Annotated in this window: 19 protein-coding genes and 1 riboswitch; of the genes, 6 read left to right on the top strand and 13 right to left on the bottom strand. The window is 76.5% G+C overall.

Translation table 11 applies throughout. The features are described 5' to 3' along the window. Positions 1-162: 162 nt before the first annotated feature. From O4J56_RS25780 to O4J56_RS25745, 8 genes are all read right to left on the bottom strand, one after another. A complete protein-coding gene (locus O4J56_RS25780; RefSeq protein WP_270689343.1) occupies positions 163-3,174 on the bottom strand; it encodes a GTPase in 3,012 nt (1,003 codons plus the stop codon). Continuing rightward, positions 3,171-5,003, bottom strand: coding sequence for a dynamin family protein (locus O4J56_RS25775; protein ID WP_270689346.1), 1,833 nt, complete (start codon positions 5,001-5,003; stop codon positions 3,171-3,173). The genes O4J56_RS25780 and O4J56_RS25775 overlap by 4 nt, the downstream gene beginning before the upstream one ends. A 71-nt stretch (positions 5,004-5,074) precedes the next feature. Further along, a complete protein-coding gene (gene cobA, locus O4J56_RS25770) occupies positions 5,075-6,340 on the bottom strand; it encodes a uroporphyrinogen-III C-methyltransferase (RefSeq protein WP_270689342.1) in 1,266 nt (421 codons plus the stop codon). Between the two features lie 754 nt (positions 6,341-7,094). Further along, positions 7,095-9,497 (bottom strand): nicotinate-nucleotide--dimethylbenzimidazole phosphoribosyltransferase, encoded by a 2,403-nt coding sequence (gene cobT, locus O4J56_RS25765; RefSeq protein ID WP_270689340.1) that lies wholly within the window; start codon positions 9,495-9,497, stop codon positions 7,095-7,097. A 208-nt stretch (positions 9,498-9,705) separates the two neighbouring features. Next, positions 9,706-10,749: an Rv2231c family pyridoxal phosphate-dependent protein CobC gene (gene cobC / locus O4J56_RS25760; protein ID WP_270689338.1), complete on the bottom strand. Its 1,044-nt coding sequence runs from the start codon at positions 10,747-10,749 to the stop codon at positions 9,706-9,708. Positions 10,750-11,287: 538 nt separating this feature from the next. Continuing rightward, complete coding sequence (locus O4J56_RS25755) at positions 11,288-12,208, bottom strand: sirohydrochlorin chelatase (protein ID WP_270689336.1); 921 nt, start codon at positions 12,206-12,208, stop codon at positions 11,288-11,290. A 40-nt stretch (positions 12,209-12,248) separates the two neighbouring features. Next, positions 12,249-12,869 carry a precorrin-8X methylmutase gene (locus O4J56_RS25750; RefSeq protein ID WP_270689334.1) on the bottom strand — a complete coding sequence of 207 codons (621 nt, stop codon included), beginning with the start codon at positions 12,867-12,869 and terminating at the stop codon, positions 12,249-12,251. Beyond that, positions 12,866-13,126, bottom strand: coding sequence for a 4Fe-4S dicluster domain-containing protein (locus O4J56_RS25745; RefSeq protein WP_270689332.1), 261 nt, complete (start codon positions 13,124-13,126; stop codon positions 12,866-12,868). The genes O4J56_RS25750 and O4J56_RS25745 overlap by 4 nt, the downstream gene beginning before the upstream one ends. A 235-nt stretch (positions 13,127-13,361) precedes the next feature. Beyond that, a riboswitch (cobalamin riboswitch) is annotated at positions 13,362-13,601 on the top strand. Between the two features lie 32 nt (positions 13,602-13,633). Here O4J56_RS25745 and O4J56_RS25740 point away from each other — a divergent pair. From O4J56_RS25740 to O4J56_RS25725, 4 genes are read left to right on the top strand one after another with little or no spacing between them, the layout of a single operon-like run. Continuing rightward, positions 13,634-14,434, top strand: coding sequence for an energy-coupling factor ABC transporter permease (locus tag O4J56_RS25740; protein WP_270689330.1), 801 nt, complete (start codon positions 13,634-13,636; stop codon positions 14,432-14,434). Continuing rightward, positions 14,431-14,859: an energy-coupling factor ABC transporter substrate-binding protein gene (locus O4J56_RS25735; protein WP_270689328.1), complete on the top strand. Its 429-nt coding sequence runs from the start codon at positions 14,431-14,433 to the stop codon at positions 14,857-14,859. The genes O4J56_RS25740 and O4J56_RS25735 overlap by 4 nt, the downstream gene beginning before the upstream one ends. A 16-nt stretch (positions 14,860-14,875) precedes the next feature. Then, entirely contained in the window at positions 14,876-15,622 is a 747-nt protein-coding gene (cbiQ, locus tag O4J56_RS25730; RefSeq protein WP_270689326.1) for a cobalt ECF transporter T component CbiQ, read from the top strand. Further along, positions 15,619-16,467 carry an energy-coupling factor ABC transporter ATP-binding protein gene (locus tag O4J56_RS25725; RefSeq protein ID WP_270689345.1) on the top strand — a complete coding sequence of 283 codons (849 nt, stop codon included), beginning with the start codon at positions 15,619-15,621 and terminating at the stop codon, positions 16,465-16,467. The genes cbiQ and O4J56_RS25725 overlap by 4 nt, the downstream gene beginning before the upstream one ends. A gap of 86 nt (positions 16,468-16,553) precedes the next feature. On the opposite strand, the gene cobJ is transcribed toward O4J56_RS25725, so the two are convergent. The 5 genes from cobJ to cobI form a co-directional block, all read right to left on the bottom strand. Then, positions 16,554-18,335, bottom strand: a complete 1,782-nt coding sequence (gene cobJ, locus O4J56_RS25720; RefSeq protein ID WP_270689324.1) for a precorrin-3B C(17)-methyltransferase — start codon at positions 18,333-18,335, stop codon at positions 16,554-16,556. Positions 18,336-18,413: 78 nt separating this feature from the next. Continuing rightward, entirely contained in the window at positions 18,414-19,718 is a 1,305-nt protein-coding gene (cbiE, locus tag O4J56_RS25715) for a precorrin-6y C5,15-methyltransferase (decarboxylating) subunit CbiE (protein ID WP_270689323.1), read from the bottom strand. A 358-nt stretch (positions 19,719-20,076) separates the two neighbouring features. After that, a complete protein-coding gene (locus O4J56_RS25710) occupies positions 20,077-21,384 on the bottom strand; it encodes a cobalt-precorrin-5B (C(1))-methyltransferase (protein ID WP_270689321.1) in 1,308 nt (435 codons plus the stop codon). Between the two features lie 94 nt (positions 21,385-21,478). Then, positions 21,479-22,357: a precorrin-4 C(11)-methyltransferase gene (gene cobM / locus O4J56_RS25705; protein WP_270689319.1), complete on the bottom strand. Its 879-nt coding sequence runs from the start codon at positions 22,355-22,357 to the stop codon at positions 21,479-21,481. Next, positions 22,357-23,103: a precorrin-2 C(20)-methyltransferase gene (cobI, locus tag O4J56_RS25700; protein ID WP_270689318.1), complete on the bottom strand. Its 747-nt coding sequence runs from the start codon at positions 23,101-23,103 to the stop codon at positions 22,357-22,359. The genes cobM and cobI overlap by 1 nt, the downstream gene beginning before the upstream one ends. A gap of 268 nt (positions 23,104-23,371) precedes the next feature. Here cobI and O4J56_RS25695 point away from each other — a divergent pair, with 268 nt between their 5' ends. Both O4J56_RS25695 and O4J56_RS25690 read left to right on the top strand, forming a co-directional pair. Beyond that, the gene (locus tag O4J56_RS25695; protein WP_270689344.1) at positions 23,372-24,787 is read left to right on the top strand and encodes a cobyrinate a,c-diamide synthase; all 1,416 of its coding nucleotides are present in this window, start codon (positions 23,372-23,374) and stop codon (positions 24,785-24,787) included. Then, complete coding sequence (locus O4J56_RS25690; RefSeq protein WP_270689316.1) at positions 24,784-25,365, top strand: GNAT family N-acetyltransferase; 582 nt, start codon at positions 24,784-24,786, stop codon at positions 25,363-25,365. Before O4J56_RS25695 ends, O4J56_RS25690 begins: the two co-directional genes overlap by 4 nt. The last annotated feature ends 319 nt before the right edge of the window (positions 25,366-25,684 follow it).

Here is a 25,684-nt window from a genome sequence, read left to right as displayed (position 1 = left end):
GCTCCGTCGCTGCCAACCACGCCGACCACGCACACGCGCCGCGGCCGACAGCGCTACCGCGAGGGCCGCCGACCTGACCTCGTCGCCGCCCTCCACGCCGCACCCCGACGACCCGCCACCCGGCCGGGGCCCGTGAGCGGGGGACCCGGCCGGGCCCGGGGCCTAGTCGGACTTGGACGCCAGGGCCGCCTCCAGCGACTCCGTGAATCGGCGGTACTCGGCCAGTTCCTGTTCGATCGGGGAGACGACCTCCTCCGTCGCCGCGGCGGCGATGGCCTCCTCGGCCTGTTCCTCCACCGACTCGCGGCGCTTGGACGCCGCGACGCCCACCAGGTTCCTGCAGCCCACACCGGTCAGCCAGCCGACGGCCAGCGCCGCCACCGCGACCGCCGCCGCAAGGCCGCCGAACACCGGCCTGTCCAGGACCGCCATACCGGTCAGCCCGCCGCCCAGCCAGCTCGCCAGCACGGTCCCCGCCCAGACCAGCCCGACCCCGGCCACCGCGATCAGCGCGTACTGCAGCGCACGCACCGCCGACCACCAGCCCGGGCCGTCGTCGCTCTCCGGCAGGGACGCCCCCACCGCCGAGCTCAGCCGGCCGGCCAGGCCCGCGACCCCGCCGCGGGCCGCCGCGCGCAGCCGCTTGGGCCACGGCGACGGCAGCTCCTTGCCCACCGCCTCCGCGGTGTCCACGGCCGCCTGCTCCAGCTCGGCCTCCTGCGCCTCCACCGGGCGGGTCGACGCCTGTCCCTCGTTCTCCCGCAGGAACTCCATCCGCGCCAGCCGCACCGGGTCGCGGCGCAGCCGCCCCAGCCACCGGGTGACCGGCCAGCCGACCCTGCGCGCCCCGCGCAGCTCGTACGCGGTCTCCACCGAGTCGGCCAGCGCCGCCACGCCGCACGCCTCCATCAGCCGCGCGACCAGGCGCGACCGGTCCGCGTCGGGGACGCCCTCCGGTGTGGGCCCCTCCGGCCCGCGGTAGTGCTCGAACCGCTGGGCCACACCGTCCAGGTCGGCCACCAGCCGGTCGATCAGCGCCCGCCGCTCGACCACCGTGTCGGTCAGCAGGTCCCGCAGCTCGCGGATGCCGTGGCCGGTGAGGGTCGAGGTGGTCAGCACCCGCGGGTGCACCCCCGACTCCGTCTCCAGCAGCCTCCGCAGGTCGGTCAGCAGCTCCTCCAGCTCGTCCGGCTCCACCCGGTCGACCTGGTTCAGCACGGCCACGGTCACCGCCCCGTACCCGGACATCTCCGCCAGGTACCGGTGGTGCACGGCCGCATCGGCGTACTTCTGCGGGTCCAGCACCCACACCAGCAGGTCGGCCGCGCCGATCAGGCGGTCGGCCTCGGCGGTGTGCATCGCCCGCACCGAGTCGTGGTCGGGCAGGTCCATCAGGATGAGCCCGGACAGCTCCGAGTGGTCCCGGTCCAGCTCGCTGGTGCGCGAGTGGCGCTGCCGCGGCGGCACCCCGAGCCAGCCCAGCAGATCGTCAGCCCCCTCGGTGCCCCACACACAGGCGTGCGCGGTGGAGGTGGTGGGGCGGGTGATGCCCACCCGCGAGAACTCCAGCCCACACAGGGCGTTGAACAGCGACGACTTGCCGCTGCCGGTCCCCCCGGCCAGCGCCACCACGGTGTGCGCGGCCGACAGCCGCAGCCGCGCGCCCGCGTGGTTCAGCAGGTGGCGGGCGCGGGCGGCCTCCTCCGCCCCCAGGTCCGTACCGCCGATCTCCAGGACGGAGGCCAGCCCGTCGAGCCGCTCGATGAGCTGCTCGCGCGTGGTCTCCGGCATGGGCTCCCAGTACTCACGCGTGGTGGGCACATAGTCGTCGTCATCGTCGGTGAACGCCGACACGGGAGCGGGCGCGGCCGCACCGGCGTCGTGTTCCGCCTCGTCGTCGGTTCCGGCCGCCGCCGGGGCGACGACGGTGTCGGCGGCCCCGTCGCCCTCGGCGGAGTGGTCCGAAGCGGTGTGGTCCGAGGCAGTGAGGTCCGAGGCGCCGTCGTCAGCCGGGGAGGCGACGGAATCGGACTCGTCCGCCGTGGTGCGGGCGCCTTCTTCGGGGGCGTCCGCGCCGGGCGAGGACCCGGTGGGCTCATCGCCCTCCGGCTCGTCCTTCGCCGCGTCGGCCTCGGCGGCCCTCTTTCCGGCCTTGGGCCGACCCGTCACGGGGTCGACGGCGGGGAACGCCCCGGTCGGCCGCCGCCCGGCGATGCGCGTGTCCGCGTCGGAGTCGACCGCCTCGGCCAGGCTCCCCACCCAGCCGGCGAGGCCGTCGGGGTCGTCCATGTCCCCGTCGCCAGGGGCACCGCCGCGCTCGGTGTCGGCCCGGTCGGTCCGGTCGGCACCGGTCACAGGTCCGTCCGCCGCCCCGTCCGGCGCTGCCGCCGACTGGGCCTCCTCGGCATCCGGCCGCTTGCGGCGCGGCGCCGCGTGCCGCCCCCGGGAGGGGCGGTCCCGCCGCTCGGCACCGTCGTCATCGCGCTCGCGCACCGCCGCATCGCCGCCGGGGGCGTCGACGTCTTCGGGGCGGTCGTCGCGCTCTGCGCGGTCCGCGCGTGCGGCCGCGTCCGAGGACTCGTCCCGCTCCCGCGCGCCCCCGGCATGCGCTGCGCGCCCCGCGGCGGCCCGGTCGGCCTGTGGGGCCCGCGGCACGTGCCGCACGGCCTCGGTGCCGTCACCGGCGCCGGAGGCACCCATGCCGGGCCAGTCGCCCTCCTCGGCCCCGTCCCGCTCGTCGTCCTCGCCGAACCGGTCCACGGCGCGGCGCAGCGAGGGGTACGAACCCGAATCGCCCTCGCGCTCGCCGTGCTCCCCATGCTCCTCGTGTTCGCCGGGCTCGCCGCGCTCCCCGCCCCCCGCAGCGGCGGTGTCGGGCCCCTCGGGCCCATCCGCTTCCGCCGCCCGGTCGGCGCCCTCGTCACCGGACCGCTCGTCGACGGCGCGGCGCAGCGACGGGTAGGCGCTCTGCGGCCCGGTGTCCGGCCGCGACGGCGGCCATGCGTCGCCTTCCGGCGGCGCCGAGCGGGTCGGGCCCGAGTGCAGCCAGCCGGCGTCGGTCCCGCCGCCCGGTACGACGTACCCGGACCATTCGCCCGCGCCGGAGGGGCGCTCGCGGTCCGCGGGCGCCTGCGGCTCCTCGTCCGCCTGGGCGGGGTTCCGGTGAGTGGTCATCGCGCAATCTCAAGGTTGTACGTGGCTTGATAGAGCTGGACGGCGTCGTCCTCGCCGGGCAGCCCGGCCGCCGCGAGCGCGTCGGTGAACCGCCCCTTCTCGGCGCTGAGCAGCGCACCGATCCGCCCCCGCAGGTCGTCGCGGGCCGCTGCACCTATGCTACGCAGCGATTCCGCTCCGAACAGCCCTTTCAGCAGCCGCTGGGGTGTGGGCCCCGAACCGCGCCGGGCGTCGTCGAGCCGCGGGAAGCCCAGCAGCTCGATGATCAGCACGAGGGTGAACGCCTCCTTGTCGAAGGTGACGAGCTTGGCGACGCTGCGCTTGGTCGCCCCGTCGGCGGTGATCATCGAGGCGACGGTGTCCTGCCACTCGGCCACGGCGGTGCGCACGCGCGCCGGGAAGCCGTCCGCCCCCTCGCCCGCGTAGGCCTCGGCCAGCCGCGCCCCGCCCGGCACCTGCTCCCAGGACTCCACGACCCGGTCGGCCGCGCGCTGGGCGGCGGCGACCACCAGGGCCTCCAGGCCGCCCCGGACCGCCTCCTGCAGGGCCTCGATGCGCGGCGCGGCGGCCTCGGCCGCCTTGGCCTTGCGCTTGCCGCGCAGCCGGAGCGTGCGCATCAGCTCGCCGCTGGCCGCGATGTCGTGCCAGCGCGCCAGCAGGTTGCCGCGCAGCAGCGACCCGTCCTCCAGTGCCTCGGAGATCTCGTCGGCCGCGTCGCCGTAGGCCGACCGCACCGACGCCTCCAGGCGCTGGGCGACCTCCACCTGCACCTCGACCTGCCGGGCCAGCTCGGGAACCCGTTCCCGGAAGCTGTCGATCACCCCGATGAAGGTGCGCCGCGACACCCGCGCGCGCTGCACGAGGTCCCCGGCCACGTCCGCCAGGTAGAACCGGATGGGGTCGGCGACGTTGGAGGTGAAGCGCTCGCCCGCGATCTGGTCGGTCTCGGGGATGGTGAACCGCGACGCCCCGCCCAGGCCGTTGGCCTCCAGCATGGCGCCGAAGTGGTCCAGGAGCTGCTGGCGCCCGCGCGCCGGCACCCGGGAGAGCACGACCGCCATGGAGGTGTCGCGGTCCCGGGCCACCTGCAGGAACTCCCACACCCGCGCGTCGGCGTAGCGGCGGCTGGTGGTGACGAACACCCACAGGTCGGCGGCGTCGAGGAACTTGGCGGCGAACTCGTGGTGGGCGGCCACCGCCGAGTCGACGTCGGGGGTGTCCAGCAGCGCCACGCCCTTGGGCATGGACTCGCTGGCGGCCAGCACCAGCATGCCGTCCTTGCCGGGCATGGCCAGGCCCTGCTGGCGCACCCGGGGCAGGGTCGGCAGGAAGGAGGCCTCGCTGAACCAGTCGACGTCGTCGGGGTGGCAGGCCAGCACCGGGCTGTTGGTGGTGGGGCGCCGCACCCCCGTGGTGGTGACCTGCTCCCCCACCAGGCTGTTCACCAGGGTGGACTTGCCCGCTCCGGTGGACCCGGCCACCGCCACCAGCAGCGGGGTGTCCGGGCGCCGCACCCGCGGCAGCACGAAGTCCTCCAGCTGGTGCAGCACGTCGGCGCGGGCCGCCGCGCCCTCGGCCGCGCCGGGCAGGTCCTCGGCGAACTCCAGGCCGCGGATGCGGGTGCGCAGGTTCTCCAGCACCCCCTCGAAGCGGGTGTCCCCCGTCGACCGCCCGCGGTGCTTGGCCCGTCCCGCGGCACCGCCGTTCCGTCCGTCGGCCGTGCCGGTCGCGGGCGCGCCCGCAGGCGCGGCCGGGGCGGCTCCGGACTCCGGCCCGGCGTCGCCGTCCCCGGCGCCGGCCACGTCCGGAACTGCAGGCGGCCGAGACATCGCGCTTCCGCCCTTCTCTTCGTCGGTCAAGGTCGGGGGCTCCGGGCCGCCGGGCCCAGATCCCGTGGTCGTCACCGGGGGCCGCCCGCGCCGGGGTCCGATCCCGCGCGCCCCGCGGGTTCCCCCGCCCCCCAGTGCAGTATGTCAAGTTCCCGGGCCGCGTCGACCACTTCGCCGATGACGAGCACCGCGGGCGGGCGCACCCCGGCCTCGCGGAGCACGGCCCCGGCGGTCTCCAGGGTGGCGGCGGTGGTCCTCTGGGTGGGCAGGGTGGCGTCCTGCACGGCGGCGACCGGCGTGGAGGGGGCGCGGCCGTGGCGGATCAGCGCCTGGGCGACGGCCTCCGCGCGCTCGACGCCCATGAGGACGACGATGGTGCCGTTGGAGCGCGCCAGGGCCTCCCAGTCGACGGTGGAGCGCTCGTCGTCCGGCGCCACGTGCGCGGAGACGACGTGCACCTCCTGGGAGACACCGCGGTGGGTGGGCGGGACGCCGACGCTGGCGGGCGCGGCGAGGGCGCTGGTCACGCCGGGCACCACGGTGAACGGGACCCCGGCGGCGGCGCAGGCGGCCGCCTCCTCGCCGCCGCGGCCGAAGACGAACGGGTCGCCGCCCTTGAGGCGGACGACGAAGCGCCCCTCCTTGGCCCGCTCGACCAGCAGGCGGTTGATGTCCTCCTGGGTCATGGAGCGGCCGTAGGGGATCTTGGCGGCGTCGACGATCTCGACGTCGGAGGGGAGCCGGTCGAGCAGGGACATGGGGGCCAGCCGGTCGACCACGACCACGTCGGCCTGGGAGAGGAGCTGGCGGCCGCGGACGGTGATCAGCCCGGGGTCGCCGGGGCCGCCGCCGACCAGCGCCACCCCGCGCAGCGGGGAGCGGCCGCGGCGGGCGTCCAGGCTGCCGTCGCCCAGGCCCTCGACGACGGCGTCGCGCAGCCCGGCGGCGCGGCGGGGGTCGCCGTCGGCGACGACGCCGACCGTGGCCCCGGCGGCCGAACCGCTGGCGGGGGTCCAGGCGGAGGAGGCGTGCCGGTCGTCGGCGCGCACGCACCACAGCCGGGCCCGGTCGGCTTCGTCGGCGACGGCGGCGTTGGTCTCGGGGCTGTCGGTGGCGGCGTGCACGAGCCGGACGTCGCCGTTGGCGGGGTCGGTGACGTCGCCCTCCCGGTAGGCGCGCCGGTGCCAGGTGATGCGGCCGGCCGAGGCGAGCCCTTCGAGGGTCGCGGTGGCCTCGGGGGCCACGAGCACCACGTCGGCGCCGGCCTCCAGCAGCACCGGGACGCGGCGCTGGGCGACCCGCCCGCCGCCGACGACCAGCGCCGTCCGCCCTTCCATGCGCAAACCGAGCAGATACGTCACCGAGGAAGCCCTCCAGATCCGTCGTCGCGTGACCGCGGCGGGCGGACGCCCTGCCGCGACGGTCGGGCGCACGGCGCGCCGGCGGTGGCGGCCGAGGTGGCGCTCACCGGACGGCACCCTGCGTCAGTGTCCCGAAAATACCGTGTCAAACCGGCCTCGGGTTCACGTTTCCCACCGATTCGACGCGTCCCATGCCCTGCCTCACTGTATATACACCTCTCAGGCACGCTCCTTACCGGCGGGGCACATCACACCGAAGAAGCTTAGGTCCCCCAGGAAAAGGGCAGGGCACGCCGACGGTCCGATCCGGTCACGGACGGGCTGCCACGCCCGGGGAGGAGGGCCCCGGCCGGACCGGCACCGCCTCCGTCCGACCGGCCGGGCACGGCGCCGCGCCGGTGGACCGCCTGTCCTCCGGAGGCGGGCACGCCCCGTCGACGACGCCCGGCCGGAGCCCCCTTCTTCCTCGCCCGCACCGTGCGGCATCCCCGCGACCGGGCCTGCGGGGTTCGGCCGCACCCACACCCCCCGACGGCGGCAACGGAGCCCCCGGCGGGTGGTGTCCGCTGGAGAGGCTTTTCGATCAGCGAGCGGCCGTCGCCCCTACTACGCCGCCTTCGCCATGTCGGCGCAGCGGGGCCCGGGCTCGGAAGAGCGCCGTGCCCCGCCGCCCTCCTCGGGCTGCGGGGCACGGTGCGCGCCGCTCGGCCGTGCGGCCGACCGGTCCGCCTCAGCGCTCGGTCACTCCGGCGTCCTCGAAGGTGGCGACGTCGCGCAGGGCCCGCACGGACGCCTGCAGCAGCGGCAGGGCCAGCAGGGCCCCCGACCCCTCCCCCAGGCGCAGGTCGAGGTCGATCAGCGGGCGCAGGCCGGTGTGCTCCAGCACCGCCGCGTGCCCCGGCTCGGCCGACCGGTGCCCGGCGAAGCAGGCCCCCGCCGCGTCCGGGGCCAGCGCCGTCGCGACCAGCGACGCCGCACCCGCGATGACGCCGTCGAGCAGCACCGGCACCCGCAGCGCCGCCGCGCCCAGGATGAACCCGGCCAGCGCCGCGTGCTCCAGGCCGCCGACGGCCGCCAGCACGCCCACCGGGTCGGACGGGTCCACCCGGTGCAGGTCCAGCGCGCGCTTGACCGCCTTGACCTTGCGCTCGTGCATCGCCTCGTCGATGCCGGTGCCGCGCCCGGTGACCTCCGCCGGGTCGGCGCCGGTGAAGGCGGCGACCAGCGCCGCCGAGGCGGTGGTGTTCGCGATGCCCATGTCGCCGGTGAGCAGGCAGCGGTTCCCGGCCGTGGCCAGGTCGCGCGCCACCTCGATGCCCGCCTCGATCGCGTACTCGGCCTGCACGCGGGTCATGGCCGGGGCCTGGGTCATGTCCGCGGTGCCGCGGGCGACCTTGCGCGGCAGCAGGCCGGGCACGGTCGGCAGGTCGCCGACCACGCCCACGTCCACCACCGTCACCTCGGCGCCCGCCTGGGCCGCGAAGGCGTTGGCGACCGCGCCGCCGTCCAGGAAGTTGTGCACCATCTGCGCGGTGACCTCCTGGGGCCAGGCGGTCACCCCCTGGGCGTGCACGCCGTGGTCGCCCGCGAAGATCGCCACGGCCGCGGGCTCGGGCATCGGCGGCGGGCACTCCCCCGCCAGCCCGGACAGGCGGACCGACACCTCCTCCAACACGCCGAGCGCGCCCTCGGGCTTGGTCATGCGGCGCTGCCGGTCCGCGGCCTCGGCGGCGGCGCGCGTGTCCGGCGGCCCGATGGTGGCGATGGTCTCGTCCAGCAGGCTCGTGGCCTTCTCCCCCGGCAGCCCCCTGCGCCCGTACTGCTCGCGGTGGACGGCCCAGGACAGCGGGCGGCGCTTGGCCCATCCGCCCAGGGCCAGCTCGGGCTCGGTCGGGAAGTCGTCGACGTAGCCGAGGCACAGGTAGGCCACGACCTCCAGGTGCGGCGGCAGGTCGAGCATGGAGGCCAGGTCGCGCTCGTGGAAGAAGCTCACCCAGCCCACGCCCAGGCCCTCGGCGCGGGCCGCCAGCCACAGGTTCTCCACGGCCAGGGCGGTGGAGTAGGAGGCGGTCTGCGGCTGGGCGTGGCGGCCCAGGGTGTGGCGGCCGCCGCGGGTCGGGTCGACGGTGACGACCACGTTGACCGGGGTGTCCAGGATGGCCTCGACCTTGAGCCCGGAGAACGCGCGCGCCCGGGCGCCGGGCAGCGCGCGGGCGTACTCGGCGCGCTGCTGCTGCACCAGCTCCTGCACGCGCGTGCGCACGTCCTCGTCCTGGACCAGGACGAAGTCCCAGGGCTGGGAGAAGCCGACGGAGGGGGCCTGGTGCGCGGCGGAGAGCACGCGCGTGAGCACCTCGTCGGGCACGGGGTCGGGGCGGAAGCCGGTGCGCACGTCGCGGCGCTCGGCGATGACCCGGTAGACCGCGTCGCGCTCGGCGGCGGTGTAGGCGTTCTCGTCGGGCGCCGTCCGCGCGGCGGTGGGCTCGGGGGCGGGGGCCGCCGGTTCCGGGGCCGCCGGCTCGGGGGCGGGGACCGGGTCGGCGGTGGGTGCGAGGGCGGGTCCCGGAGCGGCGGCCGACCGCTCGGCGCCGCGCGGGGCACCGTCGGAGGGTTCGCGCTGGGGGACCGCGTATGCGTGTGCGTTCACGTCGGTGTTCGCCGTGCTCTCTCGGGTGGTGTCCTCGTGCTGGTCAGGCTTTTCCGCGGCGGGGGCACCGCACGCCGGGGCGGGCGGTGCGGCCGCGGGCTCGGGGGCCGCCGCCCTCGGCTCGGGCTCCGGCTCGGGGGCCGGGGCCGGGTCGGGCTCCCCGGCCGGCCGGGCGGGCTCGGGCGCCGGGGCCTGGGGCGCGGGGTCCGGCGCCTGGGGCTCGGGGTCCGGCCGCGCGGGCGCCGGGGGCGCGCCGCGGAACGGGATGACGTTGGGCTTGGCCGCCTGCTCGGTGCGGGGCGGCGGCGAGGGCGTGTGGAACGGGTTCGCCCGTTCCCGCCTCGGTGCCGGCCCGGGGGCGGACGGCGCCCGGGCCGCGGCCCCGCGGCCCGCCTCGGGCAGGTCGTCCAGCAGCCCGCCGCCGGTGCCGGCGGCCTCGTCCTCGGCTCCCCTCTGGGCCGGGGAGCGGTCGTCGTTACCGGTCATGGCGTTCCTCCGCAGGGCCGGTGTCGGTGAAGGCGGTGTTCGGTGCCCCGGCGCGGGGCCGGTCGGCACAGGGCCGGTCGGCGCGCGGCCGCACGGCCCGGGTCGCTGTGCACATGTCCCCCTCGTGTCCCCCGTCCGCGGTGCGGTCCCGGGACGGCGACGCGCCTCCGCCGTTCCGGACACTCCGCGACCAATGTCCTCATTCGGCTCAGAGCAACTCTGCCAGAATCCGGGCCATCGGGAGAGACCTCCGCGGTTCCCGAACGGCGATGCGCAGCCAGTCGGCGTCCAGGCCGGGGAAGGTGTCGCAGCGGCGCACGGCGATCCCGCGCCCGCGCAGCCGCTCGCGCAGCCCCGCGCCGTCGTCGGCGCGGGCCAGCAGGAAGGAGGCGGCGGCGCCGGGCAGCACCCGCAGCCCCGCCTCGGTGAGCGCGTCGGCGAGGACGGCGCGGTGGTCGGCCAGGGTGTGGGCCCAGGCGTCGGCCTCGGCGAGGGCCCGGGGCGAGCAGCAGGCCTCGGTGGCGGCCAGCGCGGGCGTGGAGACCGACCACAGCGGCTGGGCCGCGGCCAGCAGCCGCACGGTGTCCGGGTCGGCCAGCAGGTACCCGGCGCGGAGCCCGGCCAGCGCCCAGGTCTTGGTCAGGCTGCGCACCACCACCAGGCCGGGCAGGTCGCGGCGGGCGGCCAGGGACTCGGGCTCGCCGGGGACGCAGTCGGCGAAGGCCTCGTCGACGACGAGCACGCGGCCGGGCCGGGCGAGGGCGGCGACGGTGTCCGCGGGGTGCAGCAGCGAGGTGGGGTTGGTGGGGTTGCCCAGGACCACCAGGTCGGCGTCGTCGGGGACGAGCGCGGGGTCGAGGGCGAAGCCGGAGCCGGGGTCGAGGACGACCCGGTCGACGGGGTGCCCGGCGGCGCGCAGGGCGGCCTCGGGCTCGGTGAACTGGGGGTGGACCACGGCGGCGCGGCGGGGCTCCAGGGCGCGGGCCAGCAGCACGAAGGCCTCGGCGGCGCCCGCGGTGAGCAGCACCTCGGAGGGGTCGCGGCGGTGCCGCCGGGCGACCGCCTCGCGCGCGGGGGCGGGGTCGGGGTAGGCGGCCAGGCCGGTGAGGGAGGCCGCGATGCGCTCGGCCAGCCAGGCGGGCGGGGCGTCGCCCCGCACGTTGACCGCGAAGTCGGCGAGGCCGGGGCCGGTCTCGGCGTCACCGTGGTGCCGCAGATCGACCTCGTCGTCCCGCCGGGCGTCCACCGCCACCGGGGGTGTTCACCTCATTCCCCTGCTCGCGCTCACCCCGGGCGGAACCGGGGTGTTCCGGACATCACGCGACCCTATACCGGAGCCCGGGCGGCTCCGGAGCCGCCCCTGCGGTCCCCGAAGCGACGAACACTGCCACACCAGAACGGGATCCGGGCCAGGGTGCCTGGCTCGCGCCCATTCACCCCGCCCGGATCGCCACTTGGGGCGGCTCCACCCCCGGGAACCGGGCGCCGGGGCGGTGGCGGCTCCACCAAGACCCGCCATCCGGGCGCCACGGGCAGACCGGAGCCATCCTGAGTGGTGGAACCGACACCCGATCAGCCCCGAAGCGTCGATCCCACGACGCAGGATCACCGGAGCCCCGACTTCACGCCCGAAGTGTCCGGTCGTGCACCAGCCGGCGGGCCCCTGCGGTCCGGGGCAACGGTGCGGCATTTCCACGTGGCAGTTCCACCACCCGATCACGAGCCGCGCCCCGAGGGGATGAGGGCGCGGCTCGTTCCGGGGGAGGGCCGTCCGCCGATCGAGCGGTCGGTCAGTGACCGTGGCCGTGGCCGTGCCCATGGCCGTGGCCGTGGCCGTGGCCGTGCGACGGGTCGTCCGGGTGGTGGTGCGGCACCTGCGGCGCACCCACCTTGTCCTCGAAGCCCGGCATCGCGATGCGGTAGACGCAGGTGTCGCAGTTCATCCGGATGTCGCCCTGCAGGGCCTCGTCGTACCGCTCGGCGATCATGTCGGCCAGGCCGTCGCAGTCGCCGATGACCGGCGCGCAGCGCACGTCCAGCTCCGGGTGCTCGTTGGCGTACTCCATCGACTGGTCGACCACGCGGTCCGGCAGCACGCCCGAGAACAGGAAGTACGGCAGCACCACGACCCGCTTGGCCCCCAGGCGGCGGATGCGGTCCAGCCCCTCGGGCACGCTCGGCCAGGCCAGCGAGATGAACGCCGGCTCCACGAAGGCCACGCCGCGCGCCTTGGCCTGCCCCTCCTGGAGCAGCCGCGCCACCTTGGCCACCTCGGAGTTGGCGTCCGGGTCGGTGGAACCGCGCCCCACCAGCAGCACCGCCGTGTCACCGTCGGCGCCGCCGTCGCCCTGCACGTCGTCCAGGCGCTCGCCGAGCAGCCGCAGCATCGTGCTGTGCGGACCCAGGGGGCGCCCGTACACGTACTCCAGCCCGTCGTGGCGCTCCTTCTCCCGCGCCAGCGCGCCGGGGATGTCGCCCTTGGCGTGCCCGGCGGCCACCAGCATCATCGGGACCGCCACCACCCTGCGGTGCCCCTTGGCGTACAGCTCGCCGACCGCGTCGGTGAGCGGGGGCGGGGAGAGCTCGATGAACCCGCCCGCGACCTCGCGGTCGTCGAAGCGGCGGCCCAGACGCTCCACGAACGCCGTGAACTCGGCGACGCCCTTGTCGTCGCGGGTGCCGTGGCCGGCCAACAGCAGCGGGGGTTTCATCCCTGTCCTCTCCAAGCTCCACTCGCGGCCCGCGCGGATCTCACGCCGGGCCGCCCTCCTCGTTCGCCTCGTACAGCAGCGCGTTCAGCGCGGCGGCGGCGACCGCCGAGCCGCCCTTCTCCGACACGTTGCTGACCTGCGGAAGACCGCTGGCGCGCAGCGCCGCCTTGGACTCGGCGGCGCCGACGAACCCCACCGGCAGGCCGATGACCAGCGCCGGGTCCAGCCCGCGGGCGCCCAGCGCGATCACCTCCTCCAGGGCCGTGGGGGCGCACCCCACCACCCACACCGCACCCGGTCCCACCTGCTCGAACGCGAGCCGAACGGCGGCGGCCGACCGGGTCAGCCCCTCCGCGCGGGCCAGGCGGGCGGCCCCGGGGTCGGCGATCCGGCACACGCACTCGCGCGCCGTGATGCCCGAGGCCACCATGGCCACGTCGGCCACCACCGGGGCGCCGCCGGCCAGGGCGGCGGCCGCGCGGTCCAGCGCGGGGGCGTCCATCGACAGGTCGTCCGCGTACTCCAGGTCGGCGCTGGCGTGGATCACGCGTTCGGCGACGGCGCGGGCCATCCGGGGCAGGTGCCCCAGGTCGATGCGGGAGCGCAGGATGCGGTAGGACTCCTCCTCGATCGGATGGACGGTCCTGCTCGTCCTGGTCACCTGCTCTCCTCCCGTCGTGGGCCGCGGTTGCGCGGGGTCGGTTCGGTCGTGACGTGGGCCGCCCCGGTCTCGACGACGGCGTCGGCCGGGCACACCTCGATGCACTCCAGGCAGCCCGTGCACCGTTCGGCGAGGATGTCCAGGGGCCGCCCGTGCGGGCGGATCGCGTGCTCGGGGCAGGTCAGCAGGCACGCACCGCAGCCCGTGCAGTCCCAGGTCACGGCCACGGGGGCGGCGGCGCCGGTGCCCTCGTGCACGGGCCGTCCCCCTCGCGTCGTGTCGTTCTCGGGCCGCGGTGGGACAGAGTACACGGGGCCCGCCCCGGCGCCACCCGGGTGCCCCGGACGCCGGGCGGGCGCCCCGGTGCCGGGGTGCGAACGGGGCGCGGGCACCCGGACCGGCACCCGGGCGGATCCGCATCGCCGCAGGTCGCCGACGGTTTCGGCGGCGGCGTCCGGACGCCCGGTGAGTCCCCCGGCACCTGGGCCGCTATTGCGAACCATGTGCGATGGCCGTACGGTCGAGGGGCCGTGGTGTTCGGGAAGTCCGGTGGAAATCCGGCGCGGCCCTCGCCACTGTGAACGGGTAGCCCCCGGCCCCGCCGACCCGCCGCGTGCGGACGGCGGCGCAGGCCACTGGGGCGGCTCCGGACCCTCCGGAGGCGCCGCGGGAAGGCCGGTCGGGCGGTGACGACCCGGGAGCCAGGAGACCGGCCACGGCACGCGACGTCCGTCCACGAGGTGCTGGAAGCGGGTCTTCTCGACATGCATATCGCCGAAGGGTTCTTACCACCGGCGCAGGCGGCCGCCTGGACCGCGGCCGCCGCCCCCTTCGTCGTCCACGGAGTGCACTCCCTCACCCGGGCCGTGCGCGCCGATCCCGAGGCCAAACTCCTGCTGGGGGCCTCGGGGGCGTTCTGCTTCGTGCTCTCGGCGCTGAAGATCCCCTCGGTGACCGGCAGCTCCTCCCACCCGACCGGCGTCGGCCTGGGCGCGGTGCTGTTCCGGCCACCGGTGATGGCGGCGCTGGGCACGGTCACGCTGCTGTTCCAGGCGCTGCTGCTGGCGCACGGCGGGCTGACCACGCTCGGGGCCAACGTGTTCTCGATGGCGGTGGTCGGGCCGTGGGTCGGCTACGCGGCCTACCGGTCGGTGCGGGCGCTGGCGTCCCGCCTGCCGGAGCAGACCTCGCTGGGGGCGGGCGTGTTCGCGGCCGCGTTCGCGGCGAGCCTGAGCACCTACACCGTCACCAGCCTGCAGCTGGCGCTCGCCTTCCCCGACGCGGCGGGCGGCGTGGCCGGGGCGTTCGTCAAGTTCGCGACGGTCTTCTCGATCACCCAGATCCCGCTGTCGGTGGTGGAGGGCCTGGTCACGGTGGTGATCGTGCGCCTGCTGTCGACGGTGGGGCGCGAGCAGCTGCTCCGGCTGGGCGTGCTGCGCGGCGGCACGGCCGCCGGAGCCGTCGACGGCCCCGGGGCCGACGCCTCGGACGAGACCGCCGGCCCCCACGAGCCGACCTCCGGACCGACCTCCGAGCCGACCTCCGACGGGGAGGCGAAGGCATGAGCACGACCAGCGGCGACAAGGCGAAAGGCGCGGCCCACGGGACCGAGTCCGGGGGCGGCCGACCGCGCGCCTGGGCCACATGGGCCCTGCTGGCGGCGGCCGCGGCGATCGCGGCCCTGCCCCTTCTGATCGGCGCCGGGGCGCACCTGGAGGAGCCCTTCTCCGGGGCGGACGCGCAGGCGGAAGAGACGGTGGAGGAGATCGCGCCGTCGTACGAGCCGTGGTTCTCCCCGCTGTACGAGGCCCCGTCGGCGGAGGTCGAGTCGGGCCTGTTCGCCCTGCAGGCGGCCGTGGGCGCCGGGGTCATCGGCTACACCCTCGGCGTGCTGCGCACCCGGCGCAGGCTGCGCGCCGAGGCGGCGACCGCGGCCGCCGCGTCCCCTTCCCCCGACGAGAACGGGCCCACCGCGGGCACCGCCTCCTGACCGGCGAGGGGGCGCGGTGCTCACCATCGACGCGGAGGCCTACCGCAGCCCCTGGCGCACCGTCCACCCGGCCGTCAAAGGCGTGCTCTTCGGAGGCCTGCTGGTGTGCGCCCTGGCCCTGCCCGCCTGGCCGGGGGCGGCGCTGGCCGGCGCGGTCGCGCTGGCCTTCGGCCTCGGCCCGGCCCGTGTGCCGCCCCGGAAGCTGCTGCGCACCGGCCTGGGCCCACTGGCGTTCATCGCCACGGGCGCGGCGGCGCTGCTGGTGTCGGTCGGCGGCCCCGACGGGCCCATAGCCTGGGACCCGCAGGGGGCGGCGCGCGCGGCCGAGCTCACCGGGCGCGCCTCGGCGGCGGTCGTGTGCCAGCTCCTCTTCGCGTTCACGACCCCGCTGGCCGACCTGCTGCCCCGCCTCTCCCGCGCCGGCCTGCCCCCGGCGCTAGTCGAGGTGGTGGCGCTGATCTACCGCATGCTGTTCGTGGCCCTGGACACGGCCCGGAGGGTCGGCGCCGCGCAGGCGGGGCGACTGGGGTACGCGAACCGCCGCAACCGGGTGCGGTCGCTGGGGGCCCTGGGCGCGGCGCTGTTCGTGCGGTCCTACGACCGGGCCGCCCGGCTGCAGCGCGGGCTGGAGTGCCGGGGCTACACCGGCGCGCTGACAGTGCTGGTCGACGACATCCCGCTGCGCGCGTCGGCGCTGGCCGCGGCCGCCGTACCGGCCGTCCTGGTCGCCGCGGCGGCCCTGACCCTTGGAGCGTGGACATGACCCCCGCCACCGCCACCGGCACGGCCCCGGTACTGGCCGTGCGCGACCTGGAGTTCGGATACGCCGACGCGCCGCCGGTCTTCCGGGGGCTGGAGCTGGAGGTTCCCACCGGGGGCGTGCTCGCGGTGCTCGGCCCCAACGGCGGCGGGAAGACGACGCTGCTGCGGCTGCTGGCGGGCAGCCTGGCCCCCAAGCGGGGGCGGGTGCTGGTCGACGGCGAGCCGGTGCGGCCGGGCCGCCGCGGCGCCGCCGACCTGCGCCGCCGGGTGCAGCTGGTCTTCCAGGACCCCGATGACCAGCTGTTCTCGGCGAGCGTGCGGCAGGACGTGTCGTTCGGCCCGGTGAACCAGGGGCTGGACCGGCGGGAGGCGGCCGAGCGGGTCGACGGCGCGCTGGCGGCGCTCGGCCTGGAGGGGCTGGCGGACCGGCCGGTGCACCTGCTCTCCTACGGCCAGCGCAAGCGCGTCGCGCTGGCGGGGGCGCTGGCGATGCGCCCGTCGGTGCTGGTGCTGGACGAGCCGACGGCGGGGCTGGACCCGATGGGGGTCGAGGCGATGCTGGAGACCTTGGACGGGCTGCGCGCGGGCGGTGCGACGCTGGTGGTCTCGACGCACGACGTGGACCTGGCCTACCGGTGGGCGGAGCGGGTGGCGCTGATCGACCACGGCCTGCTGGCCGAGGGGGCGGCCCGGCGGGTGCTGGCCGACCGGGACCTGCTGTCGGCGGCCCGGCTGCGCCCGGCGTGGGGTCCGGCGGTGGAGCGGACGCTGCGCAAGGCGGGACTGCTGGCGGAGGGCGAGGAGCCTCCGTCGACCCCGGAGGAGCTGGCCGCCCTGCTGCGGTGAACGGCCACCGGGCGATGATCTCGACAAAGGTGCTGTCAAAACCGCCGGAATGACAGCACTTCCGTCGAGATCATCGCCGACGGCCCCTACGCCTCTGGCGCCTGTTCCTCCTCCGGGCCCACCTTCCAGGTGTAGCCGCGCGGGGTGACGAAGCGGCCGGCCACGTTCTTCGACGCCGAGCTGCCGACGAGCACCACCGTGAACATGTCCACCTGCTCGACCTCCCCGTCGAGCATGGCGCGCAGCGTCGTCAGCACCGTCCGCTCGGTCTCCCGGGTCGCGTTGTGCACGTATCCGACCGGCGTGTCCTCCGGCCGGTGCTCGGCGAGGATCTCCAGCGCCCTGGGAAGCTGCCAGTCCCGCTTCTTCGACTTCGGGTTGTAGAAGCACACGCTGAAGTCGCCCTCCGCGGCGGCGCGCACCCGGCGCTCGATCGCCTCCCACGGGGTGTGCAGGTCGGACAGGGAGATGTAGGCGTGGTCGTGCCCCAGCGGCGCCCCGAGCAGGTTCGACGCCGCCACCGCGGCCGTGATGCCCGGTACCCCGACCACCTCGATGTCGGCACCGGCGAAGTCCAGCGCCGGGCTCGCCATCGCGTACACCCCGGCGTCGCCCGACCCGATCAGCGCAACCGCCGCACCCGCCTGCGCCTCCCGCACCGCCGTACGCGCGCGCTCCTCCTCCTGGCCCAGCCCGCTGGAGAGCACGCGGGTGCCCGGCCGCAGCAGGTCCCGCACCTGGTCCAAGTACTGGTCCAGGCCGACGACCACCGACGCCCGGCGCAGCTCGGCGGCCGCGCGCGGGGCAACAAGGTCACGCGCCCCCGGGCCGAGCCCGACCACGGCGAGGCGCCCGCGGAACGCCGCCCGGGCCACCGCCGCCGTGGCGTTGGCCGTCTTGGCCTTGGGCGCCACCAGCTCCGGCGCGTTCCCGACCGCTCCCGCCGCGTGCAGCGCCGCCGCCTCGGCCACACTGGGCGTGCCGACCTCGGCCCGCACGGTCTCGCTCGGGTTGGGCACGTCCACCGCGGCCAGCTCGTCGGCGGGGAAGGTGAGCACCTCCCAGCCGCGCTCGCGGGCGGCGTGCAGGATGCCCTCCTCGTCGGCCTTCAGGTCGACCGTGGCCACCGCCCGCACCGACTGTGGGGACAGCAGGTTCTCCCCCAGGGTCCGGTCGATCAGCTCGCCGACCTCCTCAGCGGAGACGCCGCGCGCCGAGCCGACCCCCACCACCAGGGACGGCGGCCGGTAGGTGAGCGTGGGCAGCCCGTAGGACGCGCACTCCTCGCACACGTCGAGCCGGTCGGTGATGCGGATCAGCGCCACCGCCCGCGACGACGGAACCTCGCTGGACACGTTCTCGGGCAGGGGCGGCAGCGGCAGGCCCTCCGCGCCCTCCAGCCGCACCGGGTCGCCGGAGAGCACCGCCGCCCCGATCGAGGCCAGTGGGCCCCGGTCCTCGATCCTCAGCCCCAGGTCGGCGCCGTAGGAGTCGAGCGGGGTCGCCGACACCGCGTCGCTGGCGGTGGTCACGACGGGGCGGGTGCCCAGCACCGACGACACCCGGCTCGCCAGGGCGTTGGCGCCGTAGTGGCCGCCGAGGACGGCGACCGCGTGCTCCAGGCCCTCGTCCACGCAGACCACGGCCGGGTCGGTGGTCTTCCCGCCGAGCAGCGGGGCCAGCACCCGCACCGTCGCCCCGACGGCGAGCATGCTCACCACCGCCCCGCACTCGGCGAACGCGGTGCGCAGGGCGTCGGCGGGGCGGTCGGCCTCGACGATGCGCACCTGGTCGGGCCAGGCCTGCGCGAGGCGCTCGGCGGCCGACCGGCCGCGCGCGGTGACGGCGATGACGCCGATGTCGCTCATGTCCACCTTTCCGGAGGGGGTCGGGGTAACGGGTCGGGTCAGGTCAGGGGGCGGGGGCAGGGCCGAGGTGGGGCGGAATCAGGTGCCGCCCGGGGCGGCGGTGCCGCACACCAGAGTCACCGGGTTGGCGGCGGCCAGCCTGAGCGACCCGTTCGGCAGCGGCGCCAGGCGGGACGCCTGGAGCTGCGTGCCTTCGACGCGGTATCCGGCGCCGGTGAGCAGGGCGTGCACGCCGGCGACCCGGTCGACCGAAGCGAGCGCCACCACCACGCGCTCCGGGCGGAAGCGGTGCACGGCCTCGGCCGCGACCCGGTCGTCCCCGCCGCCGAGGAAGACGGCGTCGGGGGCGAGGGCACCGCCCGCGCCGGTGGTACCGGTGATGCCGGTGGCGCCGGGCGTATCCGGCTCCGGAAACGCCTCGGGGAGGCGTCCCTCCCGCACGTCCACGTGCACCCCGTGGGCCAGGGCGTTGGCGCGGATGCGCGCGCAGTCCTCGGCGTTCTGCTCGAAGGCGATCGCGTGCGCGCCGAAGCGGGCGCACTCGACGGCGACCGACCCGCTACACGCGCCCACGTCCCACACCACGGTGCCGGGGCGGGGGGCGAGGCGGGCCAGGGCGAAGGCGCGCACCTCGGGCTTGGTGACCATGGAGGCGCGGTGCTCGAAGGCGTCCTCGGGCAGGGCCCACCCGTCGGGGGCGCCCTGGTGGCCGGGCATCCACGCCATCGCGGGGGCGACCGCCCGGTCCGGGTCGACGGCCAGCACCACGTTGGGGTGGGCCCAGTCGGTGCGGTCGGCGTCGGCCGGCCCCGCCTCGACGACGGACTCGTCGGGGGCGGCCAGCCGCTGGGCGACGTGGACGGTGCGCCCGGCCCGGAGCAGGGGGCCGACGAAGGCCTCGGGGCCCGCCGTCCCCGGGGCGGTGAGCACGGCGGCCTTGGGGTGGGCGAGCGCGGCGGCGAGGGCGCGGCGGACCGAGCGGCCGGACGCGGCGCGGCCGTGGGCGGAGAGGACGACGGCGTCGTCCCAGGGCAGACCGACGCGGGCGAACGCGGCGGCGACGGAGGACACGGCCGGGTGGACGTCCGGGTCCAGGCCGCGCTCGCGCAGGGCGCGGACGATCCCGAAGAACCCGGGGTCCCCGGAGGCGAGGACGGCGGCGGGCGCCGTGGCGGCGGCGATCCGGTCGAGTGCGGGGGCGAGCCCGCCGAGGGTGAGGAGTTCGGCGCCGGGTGCGACGAGGTCGGCGACGGCGTCGAGGTGGCGCGCGGCCCCGGCGATGATCCGGCATTCGCCGAGGGCCCACCGGGAGTCGTCGGACAGGCGGCGCCCGTCCATCCCGACGACGGTGACCCGAGGAGCGGCGGAGGCGGAGTCCGTCATGAGGCGCCCGCCCCGCTCACGGTCGGACGGGAACACGCGCGGTGCGCCGTGCGGGACGCCCCGAAGGACGTCACGCGACCCGCGCGAACCGCAGGACGCGCCGCCCGGTCGGCGACCGGGCCGAAGGCAGCCTGCGCCGACCGCCTGCGGCTGCACGCGGCGACCGCCGTGCGTCCGTGGCCCCCATGGACGTCCCCGGGCACGAACCGGCGTCCCCCGGGAACGGTCTGTCGTCTCCCGGGAACGACCCATCGCACCCCGGGAACGGACCGGCGTGGGTGATCCGCCTTGCCGGGAGCGCGCCGCTCGGATGTGCCGCGACGGTGGGCGGCACCGAACCGGGCCTTCCCCGCCGCGGTCACCGTTCCCCCAGGTCCTGCGGCCAGGCGGCCATCACGCGCTTGCCGGTGAAGTCCACCATCGCCACCTCGGCCTCCATCGCCCCTTCCGTGAACCGGGTCAGCACGTCGGCCACGCGGCGGCACAGCACGTCCCCGGCCGTGCGCAGCAGGCCCGCCTCCTCCCACAGCTCGTAGGCGTGGCGGCCGGTGTTGGCCTCGTCCACCCGGGCGGCCAGCTCCTCTCCCCCGCCGACCTCGCGGGTGATGCCGCCCAGCAGCTCCGTCGACACCTTCGACCGGGTGTAGTGCGTCATCAGCACCCCGGCGGCCAGCTTCGTCAGCTTGCCCGCCATCCCCACGAAGACCACCTTCGACAGGCCGTACTCCACCGCCCGCCGCAGTGCGGCCCCGGTGAAGTCGCCGACCTCCACGAAGCACACCTCGGGCAGGTGCGGCAGCAGCGCCATGGCGCCCTTCTCGGTGCGCCCGCCGGTGCACAGCACCAGGGTGTCCTCGCCCTGCGCCGCCATCACCGACACCGCCTGCTCCACGCTCGCCCGCCAGGACGCGGTGGAGAACGGCCGCACGATGCCCGTCGTGCCCAGGATCGAGATGCCGCCGATGATCCCCAGCTTGGCGTTGGTCGTCTTGCGCGCCATCCGCTCGCCCTCGGGCACGCTGATCACCACGGTCAGGGCCTGGCCGTCGGCGTCGGCGGCCTCGCGTACCGCCTCGCCGATCATCTGCCGGGGCACCGGGTTGATCGCGGCCTCACCGGGGTCCAGCCCCAGGCCGGGGCGGGTGACCACACCCACGCCCACGCCGCCGTCCAGGTGCAGCCCGCAGCCGGGCGCCCGCGTCACCGTCGCGGTGATGTGCGCCCCGTGCGTCACGTCCGGGTCGTCCCCGGCGTCCTTCACGACGACCGCCTCGGCGCGGTCGGCCGACAGCAGCTCACAGCGCTCGGTGGCGAAGGTGACCCTGCGGCCCGATGGCAGCCCGATCTCCACGACCTCGACCGGCCGCCCGGTGGCCAGCGCCTGCGCGGCCGCCTTCGCGGCGGCCGAGGCGCACGCACCGGTGGTCCACCCGGTGCGCAGCGCCTTCTGCCGGACCTTCGCGGTCCGCGGCAGGTCGGGCTCGCGCAGCTCCGGTGTGGAGGGGGCCGGGGCGGGAGGGGAAGCGGAGGCGTCTGGGCCTGAGGGGTCAGGAGCAGGCGCGTCAGGAGCAGGAGCGCCCGACGCCGGGGCACCCGCAGCAGGGGCGTCCGGCCCCGCCGCGTCCCGCCCGTCGCCGCGCGGGCCCTCCCGTCGGCCGCCGCTCACAGGCGCCCTCCTCCACGGCCGGACACGGGGCGGCCGGCGTGCGGCCGCCCCTGCGCGCTGTCGCCCCTACCGAAGACCACGGCCCCTCCGGCGGTCACGCCCCGGCCCGCGACGCGCGCAGCACGCGGCGGGCCTCGCGGTCGGCGCGCCGGTACCCGTGGAAGTGGCCCGGGTGGTACAGGTGCGAGCGGGTGCCGCCCGCGGTCAGCGCCGGTCCGACCAGCACCAGCGTGTGCTTCCACAGCCGGTGCTCCTTGACCGTGGCCTCCAGCTCGCCCAGCGTGCAGCGCACGACCAGCTCGTCCGGCCAGGTCGCCTGGTAGGCCACCACGCAGGGGGTGTCCTCGGGGTAGCCGCCCTCCAGCAGCTCGGCCTGGAGCTGCCCGGAGCGCGCCGCCGACAGGAACAGCGCCATGGTGGTGCCGTGCCGGGCGAACTCGCGCACCTCCTCCCCCTCGGGCATGGGGGTCTTGCCCCCGCCCAGGCGGGTGAGGACCACGGACTGGGCGACCTCGGGGATGGTCAGCTCGCGCCCGGCGATGGCGGCGACGGCCGCGAACGCGGGCACGCCCGGGATGATCTCGGTGTCCAGGCCCATGCGCTCGCACTGGTCGAACTGCTCCTGGACCGCGCCCCACAGCGACGGGTCGCCGGAGTGGATGCGGGCGACCCGCAGCCCCTCGCTCGCCGCCCGCTCGTAGTAGGGCATGACGCCCTCCATGGGCACCTTCGCCGAGTCGACGACCTCCGCGTCCCCACGGGCGTGCTCCAGCACGTCCTCGTGCACCAGGCTGGCGGCCCAGATGACGATGTCGGCCTCGGCGATGGCCCGGGCCGCGCGGATCGTCAGCAGGTCGGCGGCGCCCGGCCCGGCCCCCACGAAGGTGACCTTGCCGCGCGCCGGCGCCTCCGCCGCCCCCTCGGCGCCGCCGGTGTCCGTGCCCGTTCCGGCGGTGCGCGCCGGGTCCTCCATCACAGCTTGCCTCCGCGTCCGTTGCGCCGCGCCGGGGCGATCAGGGTCGACAGGTACGGCAGGTCGCGCACCCCGTCCCCGAGGTCGCCGACCGGCGCCACCTCCTCGTCGGGCAGTCCCAGCCGGGAACCGTACACGGCGTCGCCGTCGCGCCCCGAACCGCGCAGCGCCTCGACGGTGTCGGCGGCGAACCGGCCGAACTTGTAGGCCACCACCGTGGCCTCCCCGTCCAGGGCCTCCCGCAGCCGGTCCACCCCGCCGACGACCGGCATCAGGGTGAGCGGCTCGGTGCCCTCCACCAGCACCCTGCCCGACCGGGCGGCCAGGTCCTGCATGGCGGTGATGCCCGGCAGCGTCTCGATGCGCGCCCCGGGGTCGCCCTCGCGCACCGTCTGCGCCAGGTAGGTGAAGGTGGAGTAGATGTTCGGGTCGCCGATGGTGGCGAAGGCGACCGTGGCGGCGCCGCGCTCGAAGTGCGCGAGGACGGTGCGGGCGGCCTCGTCCCAGGCGCGCACCCGGCGCTCGCTGCGGCCGCCGCGGTCGTTGAGGGCGAACACCACCCGCTCGATGCGGTCGCCGGGCACGTGCGCGCGCACCGTCGCCTCGGCCCTGCCGGGCTCGTCCAGCGCCATCACCGGCACCAGGACGACGTCGGCCTCGCGCATGCGCCGCACGGCCTTGACCGTCACCTGCTCGGGGTCGCCGGGTCCGACCCCGACCCCGACGAGCGTCCTGCTCGCTCCCATTCCACCGCCTTGTCGCGTGCTTCCGGCGTTGTCCGGCGTACTCCGTCATGTTCCGCAGCGGGGGTCCGGCATGCGCCGCCGCCCGCTCGTTCCCGTCCGGCCGCGCCCTGGGAGGCGGGCCGGACCGCAGGACAGCGTATCGGTGCGGCCTCCGCGCGCCGTCGGCCGCCCTGCGCGTACGCTTGGCGGTCGCCGCCGGGCCGGGTGCCGGGCGGCGTCCGAGCGGCCGGAGCGAGCAGGAGGGAGGCGCCGGGTGGCGGTACCGCGTGTGGTGGTCGCGGCCCCCGCGTCGGGGAGCGGGAAGACCACGGTGGCCACGGGGCTGATGGCGGCGTTCGCCGCCAGGGGGGACCGGGTCTCCGGGCACAAGGTGGGGCCGGACTACATCGACCCCGGGTACCACGCGCTGGCGACGGGGCGGCCGCCGCGCAACCTCGACCCGGTGCTGTGCGGGGAGGAGCGGGTCGCGCCGCTGTTCCTGCACGGGGCCGAAGGCGCCGACATCGCCGTGGTGGAGGGGGTGATGGGGCTGTTCGACGGGGCGTCGCGGCCCCGGCACCACTCCGGTCCCGGCGACGCCGCCTCCACCGCGCACGTGGCCGCGCTGCTGGGCGCCCCGGTGGTGCTCGTGGTGGACGCCGCGCGCGCGTCGAGGTCGGTGGCGGCGCTGGTGCACGGGTTCTGCACCTACGACACGCGGGTGCGGATCGGCGGCGTCATCCTCAACCGGGTCGGGTCGGACCGGCATGAGGAGCTGCTGCGTGAGGCCATGGAGGACGTCGGCGTCCCGGTGCTCGGGGCGCTGCGCCGGCACGAGTCGGTGGAGACGCCCGCGCGGCACCTGGGGCTGATCCCCGCGGCCGAGCGGGCCGACGAGGCCCACGAGGCGGTGCGCGCGCTGGGGCACCTGGTGGCCGAGTCCTGCGACCTGGACGCCGTCGCCGCGCTCGCCCGCACGGCCGGGCCGCTCGACGGGCCCGCGTGGAGCCCGGAGGAGGAGCTGGCCGGGCTGGACGCGCTCCCCGCGACCGGAGCCGGACCGGCTCCGGTGGTGGCGGTGGCGGGCGGTGAGGCGTTCACCTTCGCCTACACCGAGAACACCGAGCTGCTGCGGGCGGCCGGCGCCGAGGTGCGCACCGTCGACCCGCTGCACGACGAGGCGCTGCCGGAGGGCACCGAGGGCCTGGTCATCGGCGGCGGCTTCCCCGAGATGCACGCCGAGCGGCTGTCGGCCAACGCGCCGCTGCGCGGGCGCGTCGCCGCCTTCGCCGCCGCCGGAGGGCCGCTGGCGGCCGAGTGCGCGGGTCTGCTGTACCTGGCCGAGAGCCTGGACGGGGCGCCCATGTGCGGGGTGCTGCCCGCCAAGGCGCGGATGACCGGGCGGCTGACCCTGGGCTACCGGGAGGCGGTGGCGGTGGGCGATTCGGTACTGGCGGCCGCGGGCACCCGGGTGCGGGGGCACGAGTTCCACCGGACCGCGATCGAACCCGCCCACGGGCCGGATCCGGCCTGGCAGTGGAATTCCGATGGCCCCGAGGGGTTCGGCGGTGCGACGATGTGCGCGTCCTACCTCCACCTGCACTGGGCCGGTGCGCCGCGGATCGCCGCGCGCTTCCTGGACGCGGTGCGCGCGTACAGCGGGGACCGGAGGCACGGCGACGCGGACGGAAGGGGACGCCCGTGAGCGTTGGCGGCACGACCCAGCGGATGCCCATGGTGGTCCTGGAGACGGACCACCTGGTCCTTCGCGCCTTCACCGAGGCCGACGTGGACGGGGTGCTGGAAGCCGCGTCCGCGCCGTCCACCCAGAAGTGGCTGCCGATGCCGGAGCCGGGCCGCCCCTACACCCGCGAGGAGGCCGAGCGTTGGTGCACCGTCACCGCCCCGGGCCTGCGGGCGTCGGGCGACGGCCAGCAGTGGGCGGCCTGCGACTCCGCGACCGGCAAGTTCGCGGGGGCGGTCGGCCTGCTGCGCACCCTGTGGAAGGCCGGGACCACCGAGGTCGGCTACTGGTTCGCCCCCTGGGCACGGGGCCGGGGGTTCGCGACCGAGTCCGTGGTCGCGGTGACGCGATGGGCCATCCTCGACCAGGGGTTCGAGCGCGTGGAGCTGAAGGCCGCCACAGGGAACCGGGCGTCGAGGCGCGTGGCGGAGAAGGCGGGTTTCGAGTTCGAGGGCATCGAACGCAACGCCATGCCCTTGCACGAGGGCCGGACGGGCCTGGCCCTGTACAGCCTGATCCCGTCCGACCTGGATCACTGAGGGGGCAAGGACGACAAGGGCCGGTGCCCCTTCCGGGCATCTCGGGCGGCCCGGGGGCGTCCTGCGTGGTGAAATCGACACCTGATCTGCATTAAAGCGTCGATTCCACGACGCAGGATGCCTGGCACCCCCACCCACGGTCCGCAATGCCCGGTATGCGCCGTCGGGACGCCCCCCTCCGCGTTGATCTCGGGGAAATCGCCCCTACCGGGCCGCTTTTAGGGGCGCTTTTCCCGAGATCAACGAGGGGACGGCGGTGCGAGTGCGCGCTGGTGTTGATCTCGGGGAAGTCGGGCTTATCGTGTCCGTTTCAACCCCG

The sequence above is a fragment of the Nocardiopsis endophytica genome (assembly GCF_027706725.1).
Lineage (GTDB): Bacteria > Actinomycetota > Actinomycetes > Streptosporangiales > Streptosporangiaceae > Nocardiopsis_A > Nocardiopsis_A endophytica.
This window is presented reverse-complemented; position numbering and strand designations above follow the sequence as displayed.